The organism is Chryseobacterium sp. GW823-FHT05E08, from assembly GCF_058795655.1.
This window is the reverse complement of sequence record NZ_JBXAHY010000003.1, coordinates 115,086-128,104: the sequence shown is the minus strand read 5'-3', so window position 1 is coordinate 128,104 and position 13,019 is coordinate 115,086. Positions and strand designations below refer to the sequence as shown.

General features: G+C 33.3%; 12 protein-coding genes. 6 read left to right on the top strand and 6 right to left on the bottom strand.

Annotated elements, in window-relative coordinates; translation table 11 throughout:
• Positions 1-23: 23 nt before the first annotated feature.
• Positions 24-794, top strand: coding sequence for a hypothetical protein (locus tag AC1Q7L_RS11010; RefSeq protein WP_492306007.1), 771 nt, complete (start codon positions 24-26; stop codon positions 792-794).
• A 28-nt stretch (positions 795-822) separates the two neighbouring features.
• Here the strand turns inward: AC1Q7L_RS11010 and AC1Q7L_RS11005 are convergent, their stop codons facing one another.
• On the bottom strand, positions 823-1,182 hold the full coding sequence (locus AC1Q7L_RS11005; protein WP_492306006.1) for a DUF4260 domain-containing protein: 360 nt from the start codon (positions 1,180-1,182) through the stop codon (positions 823-825).
• 132 nt (positions 1,183-1,314) lie between these two features.
• On the bottom strand, positions 1,315-2,739 hold the full coding sequence (locus AC1Q7L_RS11000) for a sugar MFS transporter (protein ID WP_492306005.1): 1,425 nt from the start codon (positions 2,737-2,739) through the stop codon (positions 1,315-1,317).
• A 449-nt stretch (positions 2,740-3,188) separates the two neighbouring features.
• Between AC1Q7L_RS11000 and AC1Q7L_RS10995 the strand changes: the two genes are divergently transcribed.
• Together AC1Q7L_RS10995 and AC1Q7L_RS10990 are read left to right on the top strand one after the other, a co-directional pair.
• A complete protein-coding gene (locus tag AC1Q7L_RS10995; RefSeq protein WP_492306004.1) occupies positions 3,189-5,465 on the top strand; it encodes a polyribonucleotide nucleotidyltransferase in 2,277 nt (758 codons plus the stop codon).
• Positions 5,466-5,570: 105 nt separating this feature from the next.
• Positions 5,571-5,924, top strand: coding sequence for a hypothetical protein (locus AC1Q7L_RS10990; protein WP_410693858.1), 354 nt, complete (start codon positions 5,571-5,573; stop codon positions 5,922-5,924).
• Positions 5,925-6,038: 114 nt separating this feature from the next.
• Here AC1Q7L_RS10990 and AC1Q7L_RS10985 read toward each other — a convergent pair whose 3' ends face one another.
• The 4 genes from AC1Q7L_RS10985 to AC1Q7L_RS10970 all read right to left on the bottom strand — a co-directional run bounded on the left by AC1Q7L_RS10985 (position 6,039) and on the right by AC1Q7L_RS10970 (position 9,909).
• On the bottom strand, positions 6,039-7,121 hold the full coding sequence (locus AC1Q7L_RS10985; protein WP_492306003.1) for a nucleotidyltransferase domain-containing protein: 1,083 nt from the start codon (positions 7,119-7,121) through the stop codon (positions 6,039-6,041).
• A gap of 1 nt (position 7,122) precedes the next feature.
• Positions 7,123-8,190 carry a hypothetical protein gene (locus AC1Q7L_RS10980; protein WP_492306002.1) on the bottom strand — a complete coding sequence of 356 codons (1,068 nt, stop codon included), beginning with the start codon at positions 8,188-8,190 and terminating at the stop codon, positions 7,123-7,125.
• A 218-nt stretch (positions 8,191-8,408) separates the two neighbouring features.
• Positions 8,409-9,140 (bottom strand): ATP-grasp domain-containing protein, encoded by a 732-nt coding sequence (locus AC1Q7L_RS10975; protein WP_492306001.1) that lies wholly within the window; start codon positions 9,138-9,140, stop codon positions 8,409-8,411.
• Positions 9,141-9,159: 19 nt separating this feature from the next.
• A complete protein-coding gene (locus AC1Q7L_RS10970; RefSeq protein WP_492306000.1) occupies positions 9,160-9,909 on the bottom strand; it encodes a nucleotidyltransferase domain-containing protein in 750 nt (249 codons plus the stop codon).
• A 725-nt stretch (positions 9,910-10,634) separates the two neighbouring features.
• On the opposite strand from AC1Q7L_RS10970, the gene cobT reads away from it, so the two are divergent.
• From cobT to cobC, 3 genes are read left to right on the top strand one after another with little or no spacing between them, the layout of a single operon-like run.
• On the top strand, positions 10,635-11,639 hold the full coding sequence (gene cobT, locus AC1Q7L_RS10965; RefSeq protein ID WP_492305999.1) for a nicotinate-nucleotide--dimethylbenzimidazole phosphoribosyltransferase: 1,005 nt from the start codon (positions 10,635-10,637) through the stop codon (positions 11,637-11,639).
• Entirely contained in the window at positions 11,640-12,422 is a 783-nt protein-coding gene (locus AC1Q7L_RS10960; RefSeq protein WP_492305998.1) for an adenosylcobinamide-GDP ribazoletransferase, read from the top strand. It abuts the gene before it with no gap.
• Complete coding sequence (gene cobC, locus AC1Q7L_RS10955; protein WP_492305997.1) at positions 12,407-12,961, top strand: alpha-ribazole phosphatase family protein; 555 nt, start codon at positions 12,407-12,409, stop codon at positions 12,959-12,961. The genes AC1Q7L_RS10960 and cobC overlap by 16 nt, the downstream gene beginning before the upstream one ends.
• Positions 12,962-13,019 lie beyond the last annotated feature (58 nt).

Sequence of the window (13,019 nt, the reverse complement as noted above, 5' to 3'; positions counted from 1 at the left end):
TTGTAGTATTAAAAATAGTAAATATGAAAATACACATTAAAAATAAGGAAAAGGCAATATTAGCAAAACTGTATAAAGAGGAATATAGAGTTGTTGCAAAACAGGAAGATCTTGGAGGAGGGTATAGCTATTTAATTTTTAATGAAAATCTTCAGGAGATGTTGTTGAAAGATAATGCTGTCGAAATTATAGATGATGATATGAGTGATATGATTCAACGAAATGATCTTTGGTACGGAAGAAATTTTTATGTTAATGAGTTATTAGTGAATCTTTTACAGTTGGAACCTGGGAGCCATATAAGCATCGGTCATATTTGGCCTGCAAGTAAAGCTTTTAGATATTTTGAAAAATATAATTACGAAATTCCGGATAATTACAAGAGTACAGCACTGAATGAAAGCCATAAAATGGCACTTATTGAAGGTTTTCTAATGGCAATAAATCCTTATATGGAAAGGAAATTTATTGGTGGAAATTATTTTGAAAGCTTTGAATTTTATAAAGGAAAAGCTGTTTCTGAAATTGAACTTAAATTAGGTGAAAGTCTTATTGAACTTGATGTTGTGGACTATAAAGATCTTTTGAAAAGTTTTATTGAAAAATATTTACATAGTACGCAGCATAACGAAGAAAATTCTAAAATGTTTGCGGGTACTTTTTTTGTTTTAATTGATTCTTTTTTCATTTATGATATCACTCGTATTTTCTCTTATACAACTTTTTATAATAATTGTTTTGTAGTTGAACATCAGAATGAATATTATTATCTGAATAAATTTTGGTGGGGATAATTCTGGTTTGAAGGAGTGGTTTAATAAATTATTCCTTCTTTTTCCCAATTTTTCCCAAATGAGTATTTTGGAAACTGTCAGGATATTTCAATCCATATCCCAGCACTCTGTCAAAAGCAGAATGAGCAAATAAGATAGCACCGATCATATTTAAATAGGGAAGGGCTAAGAATGTTCCTGCAAGATATACTGCGATGGCAATTCCAAGATGATGGAAAAGATTATAACAAAATGCTCCTATTTTATTATTAACAGCATAACCTAACATGGAAATATCGGGAGCAAAAAATAATACTGCGAACCACCACCAGGAAAATTCAGTGTGAGCAAAAGCAAAAACTCCCAAGATTAAGAATGCAACGTATTCAAGTTGTAATTGAATTTTCATTGGTATTTTAGTTTAATTATTTGATGCTAAGATATATTTCTATTTTAGACGAAAGACTTTATTAAAATACTTTAAACAAAAAAAATGAGACACTTAAAAAGTGTCTCACATGATTTATATTTTTAATTAAAATTAATGTCCGGATTTGGATTCTGTAGTTTCTACATGTCCAAGATATTTTGTACAATACGCTCCAAAAATTAAGATCATTAAATAACAGAACACAGGAATAATAAATGAATGTTGAACTCCAAACTGATCTGCTAAATATCCTTGGAAAATAGGAACAATAGCACCTCCTAGAATTGCCATTACCACCAAAGATGATCCCTGACTTGTATATTTTCCTAACCCTGAAATCGCCAATGTATAAATATTTGAGAACATAATAGAATTGAAAATTCCAATTCCCAGAACGCTGTACATTGCTAATTCACCATGATTTACCATCGTTGAAATCAACAGAATAACGTTAATCGCAGCAAAGATAGAAAGTGTTCTTGCCGGAGCAGCCTTACCAATAAAGAATGCGATGAAATTAAGAACAATAAATACCAAGAAGAAGCTGATCTGCGCAAACGAAAGATTCACAATACTGAAAATCACTAAGAATACTAAGGTAGCAGCTCCCAACATATAAATAGCCTTCTTTCCTTGACTTATCGATTGGTTTAAAGAAATCGCTCCAAGAAAACGCCCGATCATTGCACCTCCCCAATACAGAGAAAGATAATTTTTACTGATCACTTCATCAAAGCCCATAATTTGTGGCTGTTCAAGGAAACTGATGATAAAACTTCCAACAGCAACTTCACCTCCAACATAACAAAACATAGCAAAAACCCCGAACTTTAAATGGTTGAATTTCAGCGCTCCCCAACCTTTTACAACTTCTTCGCTGTCATTAGTTTGGAATGACGGTAATTTTACTCTTGAGATCAATAAAGCGACCAATAAAAGAATACCCGCAAAGATTAAATAAGGAATTCTTGTTGCCACTGCACTGAAAGATCCGTCTTCCGCAGAGAATAATTCAAATATTAAATGTCCCCCCAAAACCGGAGCTATTGTAGTTCCTAATGCATTGAAAGCTTGCGTCATATTCAATCGGCTTGATGCAGAATCTTCTGATCCTAATAAAGAAACGTAAGCGTTTGCGGTAATTTGAAGTACCGTAAATCCTAATCCAAGAACAAATAAGGCTCCTAAGAATAAAGGATAAGAAGAGAAAGTAGCAGCCGGATAAAATAAGATACATCCAAAAGTTGCCAGGAAAATTCCGAAAAGAATTCCTTTTTTATAGCCTACTTTGTTGATGGGATCTCCTTTTGTAATAGAGATAAAGAAATAAATTAATGAGCCAATAAAATAAGCTCCAAAGAAACAAAACTGAACCAACATAGATTCGAAGAAGGTCAGTTTGAAGAGTTGTTTCAGGTAAGGAATCAAAATGTCATTCATACAAGTGATGAATCCCCACATAAAAAATAAAAGAGTGATGGTAATAAGCGGAATAGTGTAATTCCTGCTTTGCGATTTTACTTCATTATTATTCATATACACACATATTTAAACAAAAGAGTTTTCTTAGAACTCATTTAGTCGGTTTCAAAGAGAAATTTCTTTAAATTTTTCACATATTTAAAAGTCAGGCAAATATAGGGGAACAACTTTTTTTTTCGGCAACTTTTTTGGTCTTTTTTACCTTTAAATACAATATTTCTTATTTTGAGACAATAATATAATGACGGGAAGATTTTTACAGCTAAAATAATTTCAAATTAAGTTGCTTTTTGTTTTTTGAGGTTGATGAATAAACATTACAATTCTTGCAGTAATTTTATATTTGAAGCTAAATGTTTAGTTAGAGCATCAAAACCAGGGGCATTATTTATTCATTTGAAAATTTAATTATCTCATTATTATACCTTATCTTTGCAAACGAAAATTTAGACGAAATATCAATAATTAAAGCGCTCAATACGGAGTGCAACACAAAACTATTTATGAGTATACCTCAAGCAATTACAGAAACGATTACTCTTGCAGACGGCAGAGAAATTACAATTGAAACAGGAAAATTGGCAAAACAGGCTGATGGTTCTGTAGTCGTAAAAATGGGCGGAACAATGCTTTTAGCAACTGTTGTAGCCAGCAAAGAAGCAAAAGATGGAGTAGATTTTCTACCCTTAACGGTAGATTACAGAGAAAAATTCTACGCAGGAGGTAAGATTCCTGGAAACTTTTTTAGAAGAGAAGCTAGACCATCTGATCAGGAAATCCTGACCATGCGTTTGGTAGACAGAGTTCTTAGACCATTATTCCCTGAAGATTTCCACGCGGAAGTTCAGGTAATGATTTCATTAATTTCTTATGACGGAGTGTCAATTCCTGATGATTTAGCAGGTCTTGCAGCTTCTGCAGCAATTGCTATTACAGATATCCCTTTCAACGGACCAATGTCTGAAGTAAGAGTTGTAAGAATCAACGGTGAACTTTCTATCAACCCTAATTATGCAGATCTTAAAATTGCTGACCTAGACATCATGGTGGGAGCAACTAAAGATTCTATCGTAATGGTAGAAGGAGAGATGAAAGAAATCTCTGAGCAGGAAATGCTTGAAGCTATCCAGTTCGCTCACGTAGAAATCAAAAAACAAGTTGAAGCTCAGGAAAGATTAGCTGAAAAAGTAGGCAAATCATTCCCAAAAAGAGAATACAGCCACGAAAATCACGACGAAGCTATTCGTGAAAAAGTGTGGAAAGAAACATACGATAAAGTATATGAAGTAGCAAAAACTCCATCTGGTAAGGATGAGAGAGGAGAAAAATTCAAAGCGGTTCGTGAAGAATTTTTAGCACAATATGCTGAAAATATTGAAGAATTGGAAAGAGTAACTCCATTTGTAAAAGTATATTACCACGATGTAGAGAAAGAAGCGATGCGTCAGATGATTTTGAATGATAAAATCCGTCTTGATGGTCGTGATCCTGAAACAATTCGTCCAATCTGGAGCGAAATTGATTATTTACCGGGAGCTCACGGTTCTGCAATCTTCACAAGAGGTGAAACTCAGTCTTTAACAGCGGTAACTTTAGGTTCAGTTAAAGATGCGAACATGGTAGACAGCGTAATGGTAAATTATGACGAAAGATTTTTCTTACATTATAACTTCCCACCGTTCTCAACGGGTGAAGCAAGACCTTTAAGAGGAACTTCAAGAAGAGAAGTAGGACATGGAAACCTGGCTCAGAGAGCTTTGGCAAACATGATTCCTGAGGAAAACCCTTACACAATCCGTATCGTTTCTGATATTTTAGAATCAAACGGTTCATCTTCTATGGCGACTGTTTGTGCAGGAACTTTAGCATTGATGGATGCAGGTATTCAGATTTCAAAACCGGTTTCCGGAATTGCAATGGGATTAGTAACAGACGTTAAAACTGGAAAATTCACTGTACTTTCTGATATCTTAGGAGATGAAGATCACTTGGGAGATATGGACTTTAAAGTAACAGGAACTGCAGACGGTATTACGGCTTGTCAAATGGATATCAAAATCCAGGGATTATCTATGGATATCATGGAGAAAGCTCTTTTACAGGCTAAAGACGGAAGATTACACATCCTAAACAAAATCACTGAAACAATTGCAGTACCAAGAGAAGACGTGAAACCTCACGCTCCGAAAATGGTAATGCTTGAGATCTCTAAAGATTTCATCGGTGCTGTTATCGGACCTGGTGGAAAAATCATTCAGCAACTTCAAAAAGATACAGATACTGTTATTGCTATTGAAGAAGTAGGAGAAATCGGAAGAATCGAGATTTCTGGTGTAAGCAGAGAGAAGATTAATGCTGCAATCGCAAGAATCAACGAGATTACATTTGTACCTGTAGTAGGTGAAGTGTATCAAGGAAAAGTGGTTAAAGTAATGGATTTCGGAGCTTTTGTAGCAATTGCAAAAGGAACTGAAGGATTACTTCACATTTCTGAAATCGAATGGGCTCGTCTTGATAAAGTACCTTACAACGAAGGTGACGAAGTTGAAGTGAAGTTCATGGGTTACGATGATCGTAAGAAAATGAAACTTTCAAGAAAAGTTTTATTGCCAAGACCTGAAAGACCTGAGTCTAAGCCAAGACAAGAAGGAGACAGACCACAAGGTGATAGAAGACCTCAAGGTGACAGAAGACCAGAAAGACAGGACAGACCAGAAGGTGATAGAAGACCAGTTGATCAGGCTCCAAAGGAAAATCAAAATCCTTCATCTGAAGATTAAGATTAAATCTTAGATATATTTAAATCCCTCAAATTGAGGGATTTTTTATTGTATTAAAGTCAAATCTTTGAAGAATTTATTTTATATTTAAAAATAAAAAAACATATGAAAAAATTATTGATCTTATCTCTTATCAGTTTCTCTGCTTTTGCATTCGCTCAAACCGTAAATGATGTTCCACTTAAAGATATTGATGTTGATTATGTACAAATCATCGGAACCGGTCGCTCATTAAGCACAAAAGTGAATGTTGAAATTGATTTCGGACAGGAAACAAAATCCATCTCCTTTAAAAATGGAACGAGTATCAAAGATGAAAAAGGAAGAAATATTAAGTTTAATTCTATGATGGATGCACTTAATTTTATGTCTGCCAATGGATATGCTTTTCAGTTTGCATATACAACCAATGACGAAAAAGATCGCTCGATCTATTATATTTTAAAGAAGAATAAATAATATAAACCACCGTAATTTCGGTGGTTTTTTCCGTCATTGCGAGGAGCGAAGCGAGCCTGTGCTGAGCCTGTCGAAGTAAAGCAATCTCAATTAAATAGTAAATTTATTAATATCTCAACGATATAAATTTTCTCTGATTTCAATTAAAATTTTCGTCGTTTTCTCCAAATCCGGTATATCAGGAAGCGTGGAAATCGAATGATAATGCTCAATAGATTGTATCAAACTTTCTGCTTTCTGCATAACGGCATCGTAAGACCAGTTTCCTGCTTTTATATCTAATAACTCATCCCGATTTTCTACCCGAATATTTAATGAATTTGTTTTGAAAATCTGTTCACAAGACTGTAGCAAACGAATGGTGTGCATCATATTTTTGCTGTCGTAGTTTTGTCCGTGAGTTTGATTGACATTGTACCGGTCTTCATTTCTTTCGGAAACCCACTTCCAATATTCTCTGTAATCTTTGCAATAAGTGGAGTAGGCATCGAGGTTACAAAACAAATAAGCAACAGATTTTTCCTCTTTCGGAACAGATGATACAGAAACCTGATTTGCTTCTTCATGCTGAATAATTCCTTTATAGTTTAAATCTTTAGACTCATCGTAGAAAAGAGCAAACATTCCTTTGGTATTATCGATGCTTACCAATCCACACTGTTCCTGAATTTTTCCGTTTTCTGAAAGCCATTTTTTCAACGGAATTGAACCCTGATTCTGTAAAATATAACAGAAATCAAGAATAGATTTTCTTTCATTATCAATCGGATTGAGGATCTTTTTATTAAGACCTTTTGCTTTTTTGATCTGTGAAATAGCGTAACCCGCAAACGTATCTTTACATAATTTAGAAAGAAAATCTTCAGGTTTCAACAAATCCATCAACGGATTTTTATGTTGAATACAGTCTTCCGGACTTGCCAGAACTTCCAGAATATTCGGATTGTTTTTCTGTAATAATTCTATAAATCTACCGATTTCGTAATAGGTAATGTCGTTCGTTTCATTGGAAATTTGTGGAATATAATTTAAACCAAAAAAATCTTCTTTCGGTAAATAATATACTCCACGGATATCTGTATCCGAGTTTTCAGTTGCCAGCCCGAAAGAGCGGCTTCCGGAGATAGCTTCGAGGAGAATGAGGTTTTTATCTTTTGGATGGTCATTTTTAATTTGTGATATAACTGTGCTATTCAAATTACTTGGAATAACGTGATTTTAAAATTTCATATTGAGTTAATCCTCTATGCTTCGGAGAATCTTCTATTTTTTGCTTCCATGAAGTATCTAATTTATCCAAAATATATCCCAATGCAGCTCCTCGGTCATATGATGCATCCCTTTCAAGAAAAGTATAGTAGGCTTCATTTTTTAGTACAAGCTCTAAGCCTTGCGAAAAAGTAAATATTTTACCTTTGTCATCAGTAATAAAATGTCGGTTTTTCTTAATAAGATCAGAATATCTATATTCTAAATATCTTGCCGTACCTTCTATGGCTTCACTGTTTTTTTCGGCGATGAGTTGAGGCCATTTTTTATATCGGACATCACGAATTTCAACCCATTGCTTCATAATAGTATCAAGTTTGGCTATATTTCTAGTTTTTAATCCTTCGTCCAACAATGCGTATTCTTTTCTAAGAAGGTCAAAACTTTCCTTATTATAGGGATAATTATCTATATGATCTTCAGCATTTTGATCATAAATCCAATTTTTCTGTACATAAAGATGAAAGGCTTCATGAAGAGAAAAGTAGCTGAAATTGGGGAAAATATATTCCTTATTAAATAATTCAGGATAATACTTAAAAGCCAGCATTTCTTTATTTTCTAATGTTGAATAAAAAAATGCTGCAGGAAATGAATATTCTTTTGATATTTTGCCTAAAGAAGTTGCCCGATATACATCATCCAAATATGGATTGTCCGGAAAATTGATCTTCTTATATTTTTTGGTATCAATCCATTTACTGGCATTAATTAAATATATATACTTGCAACTTGATTTATTTTTGTCAGACCTAATTAAAATTAATGGTTCTTTATTATATTGATATGACGCTGTCCAAAGTTTATTTGCTGATTGATTAAAAGTTTTGTATTGTAAGGTCAATTCATCAAACATTTTTTGATCAGTTGTGTCTAGCTTAGGATAATTTTTACTAAATACTTTTTTGTATAAAAGATACCCTAAAATAATGGTAATAATTGTAAAAAAAATAATCAGTAAGGGTTTTGATTTCACGCTTTCTTTTAAGATTTTCATATTCTTTTTTCATTTGTATTTTCTTAAAATTAAACATTTTTATTCATTCCTTTTTTTTCTAAATATTTGAATAATATGCTGTTTATTCCTTTATTATTTAAAAAAATAATCATACTAAAATTTTGAATGTACTATTTGAATAAATTTTCCGTGTTTTAGTTTATATTTTTCTTTTCTATTTATTGGGATTTTGATAAAAAACGAACATTTGTAAAGGGTTAGTTTTTCACACAACTCTCGACAATCACCTCCAAAGCCTTCTCCGCATCACAAGCATACAGCCCCGAACACCAAGCCGGATTTGCTTCAATCAAAGCCCAGCCTTTTCCCTTGATAATTCCAAAATCAAGGACAATCGCTTTTGGTAATGTTTCAGAATAGTACTGGATGAAATTATTGAAAAACTTAAGCATATCTTTTTCCTCTGTTTCAGAAAGCAGATCAGTATCGAAAGTATCATTTCGCCAATAAGAAGAATAAGTTTTTATTTCATTATTTAATACAAAACATCTTATTTCGAGCTCCCATTCCACAACTTCCGAAGTGAAAACAGTGCTTTCCAAATCCAATGTGTCAAAACCTTTGATATTGGTAACTTTATCAAAAACTCCGGCTTTAAAACTTTTAAAATCAGAACATTTAATGAATATATTTTCTTCATCAACGAATTCTTTTAATCGTCCATAAGAAATTTTACGTTTCGTAAATTCTTCTGAAATTCCAGCTAACCAATTGTCTTCTGGTTTTGTCAACGTCAAATTACATTGTTCAGCAACAATTTCCGCATAAATATCTTCTCCATACACTGCAATCACACCTGAACGAAACTCTTCAGGAACGCTCCATTTTGCATTAAAACGGTTCAGTTCGTAAGGCGAATTGATCGATGCTTTTTTAAGATTGTTACTGTCTTCCGTGTAGATGGGAGATAAAGCTATTATATTTTTCATGCAGTTTATTTTGTATTTCCTAGTGTATTAATATTTCCCTAAAAACCCTCTCTATCTCAACTTTATCCGCCATTCCTCCACTCAAACTCTTCGCTCTTTCCTCATTATCTTTCACCATCTCCTCCAAAAAACCAAAAAGTTCCCAATCATTAGTATGATAATATGATTCTCCTTTGGTGGCTTTTAAAGCAACAAGATCTTTGATTTTAGTTTTCGTAAAATCGTCAACTAAAACCAACAATTCACTGAACAATACTGGCGGAACCGTTCCTTTTTCTAATATCCATTTTCCGGTTAAAGCTGTTCGAAGACAGTAAAAATAAGATTTCAATTTCACTTCATCGGTTCTGCAGGCTTCGAGATATTTTTTGCTCATGCTCAGATAATGATAAGAAACTGCTATCGGAGAAAAACATTCATCTGCCAAAGGTTTAAATAAGTTATAAAACTTTTCGTTTTTCATATAAACGATAGGAGAGTAAAACCAACTCAACAAAGCAGCATTTGATTTATGCAAAAGATGAAAAGTCTTTCGCAAGTCCCATCCGGAACCGTCCAGATCATCTTCGGTCATAAATTCTATCGTCTCATCTTTATCCCACGGCGAAAGATACCAGTCTTTTTCATGTCGGTATATGAAACGTATATCATAATCGCTGTCAGGTGAAGCAAACCCCCAAGCTCGGCTCCCTGATTCTACGGCAAGAAGTATTTCTATGTTTCTTTCTGCCTCTATTTCTTTCAATTTTTCTAATATTCTAGGTATCATTGTTTTTAATTTATAATGCAAAGTAAATTGAGAGGTGCGCAATGTTTTTACGCAGTTTTTTTGTTTGAGAGTGTTAGTGTAGGAGAGTTTGAGGGTCTTAGCGTTTGAGTGTTTTAGAGTGTGAATGTTTTAAAAAAAAATCAGTTGATTAAGAGGAGGGATATTCCGACATAGGAAAATGGAGCGTTAAGAAAATAATCTATGCGAACGTTAAGAAAATTCTACTGTTTGAAGCGCGAGACCAATTTTGAATCGAAGAACCAATATTGAAATCGCGCAAGTTTTAGAATTTTTAGAGAGCATAGATTATTTTTAGCGAAAGTTTCCAAGTCTTGATTTTTTGTTTCTTTTGTATCAAGACAAAAGAAAATTGTTTTAAAATATCAAATACTTATGATTTGAATGTTATAGAGCTAGAGGTTACTTGCTTTAAAGGAATTGAACTTTGACATAGGAAAATGGAGCGTTAAGAAAATAATCTATGCGAACGTTAAGAAAATTCTACTGTTTGAAGCGCGAGACTAATTTTGAATCGAAGAACAACTATACATTTCGCGCAAGTTTTAGAATTTTTAGAGAGTATAGATTATTTTTAGCGGAAGTTTCCAGGTCTTGACTTTTTGTTTCTTTTGTGTTAAGACAAAAGAAAAAATTAACTAATATTGCATTGTTCTCATTTAACATAATAATGAGAAATTCTATTCTTAAAAATTTACACTACATCAATGTTAGCACACGAATTACAGCACAAAATTGATTTCAAAACAAAACCTTTAGGCGCATTAGGATTTCTTGAGCAATTGGCTCATAAAATCGGTATGGTGCAACAAACAACTTCACCAAAATTAATTAAACCTCACATGGTTGTTTTTGCCGCCGATCATGGAATTGCAACGACTGGAGTGAGCGCATATCCGCAGGAAGTTACCTATCAGATGGTGATGAATTTTTTAGGTGGCCGAGCGGCAATCAATGTGTTTTGTAAACAGAATGATATTCAAATTAAAATTGTAGATGCAGGAGTGAATTTTGACTTTCCGCAAGGATTAGATTTAATTGATAAAAAAGTTAGAAAATCAAGCCGAAATATATTGGAAGAGCGTGCCATGACGATTGAAGAATATCAACAGGCTTTGGAGAATGGAAAATCTGTTGTTAAGGAAATTGCAGAAACAGGTTGTAATGTTATAGGTTTTGGTGAAATGGGAATTGGAAATACATCTTCCTCTTCATTAATGATGAGTCAATTATTTGATATTCCGATTGCAAATTGCGTAGGTAGAGGAACGGGTTTGAATGATATTCAATTACAGAATAAAATTAATATTCTTTCAAAAGTAATAGAAAAATATCCTGATCTTAAAAGTACTGATGAAATTACCCAAACTTTTGGCGGACTTGAAATTACTCAAATGATTGGAGCGATGCAGGAAGCTTACAATCAAAACATGTTGATATTAATTGACGGATTTATCGCTACAATTGCCATTTCTGTTGCCTGGAAAAATAATCCTGAAATTCTTAATAACTGTATTTTTTGCCATGTAAGTGATGAATATGCTCATATTAAATTGTTAGAATTATTAGGACAGACAGCATTATTAAACCTTAATCTCAGAGTAGGTGAGGGAACGGGTTGCGCATTGGCGTATCCAATTATCCAAAGTGCGGTTAATTTCCTGAATGAAATGTCAAGTTTTGAAAATGCTAATGTTTCAAATAAAGAATAGATGAAAATTATAAAAAATGAGTTGATCTATTTTGCGACGGCTTTGATGTTTTTCACAAGAATTCCGGTTCCTTTTAAAATTCCGTATTCTAATGAAATCATGAACCAGTCTCAAAAATATTTTTCATGGGTTGGATTGTTGGTTGGGTTGATGAATGCTATTGTTTTATATGGTTCTTTTCAGCTTTTCAATTTGGAAATTTCGATTGTTTTAATGATGATTTCTAACGTTTTATTGACGGGAGCATTTCACGAAGACGGTTTTACAGATGTGTGTGACAGTTTCGGTGGTGGTTATGGAAAAGAGAGAATTATGACCATCATGAAAGACAGTCGGGTAGGCGCATACGGCGCGATTGGGATTGTTCTTTTATTTGCATTAAAATTTTTCAGCATTAAAAAGTTAGGGAATTTAGATATAATAAAAACATTAGCGGTCATTATTTTAGCACATACTTCAAGTCGGTTTATTGCGGGAACAATGATTTATACGCATAAATATGTCACTGATATTGATTCAAGTAAATCAAAACCATTGGCAAATAAAGCATTAGATGGAAAGTCTTTATTCATAAGTTTTATGGCTGTTTTATTAGCTTTTTCTTTGATTCCGGATTGGCGACTGATTCTGGCTCTTGTTCTCGCTTATATAGGGAAAATATACTTGGGCTGGTATTTCAAAAAACATATCGGAGGATATACAGGCGATTGCTTAGGAACAGTTCAGCAGGTTTGTGAAGTGCTATTTTATTTAGGATCAATCGTCGTATGGAAATTCATTTAATTCGTCATACTGCGGTAGAAAATCCAGACAATCTGTGTTATGGATTTGCAGAAATGTCTTTACGAAAAAATTATGTTGAAGATTTTAAAGCTATCGATCTTGATCAAGATTTTGATTTAATTATTTCGAGCCCGTCTCAACGTTGTCAGTTATTAGCGAAATATTTTAAGCTTAATTATCAAATCGATGAAAAAATTAAAGAAATGAATTTCGGAGATTGGGAACTCCAAAAATGGACTGATATTCCTGAAGATGAAATCAATCTTTGGTATGAAGATTTTATTAATGTAAAAACCACAAACGGAGAAAATTTGTTAGAAATGCAAACCCGAGTTTCCGAGTTTTGGAATGAATTGATTTCTAAAGAAAATAGCAACAAAGTTTTGATTGTTTCCCACGCCGGAGTCATTCGTTTAATTTTGCAATCTATTTTACAGTTTCCTTTGGAAAATATGTTCAATATTCAAATCGGTTACGGAAAAAGAACTGTAATTGACGTGAAGGGAAAATTGATTTCAATTAAAAAAATAAATATATAAGTCTCTCGCAGATTTTGCAAATTAAGCAGATTTTTATAACACCACCATCTGTGAAATC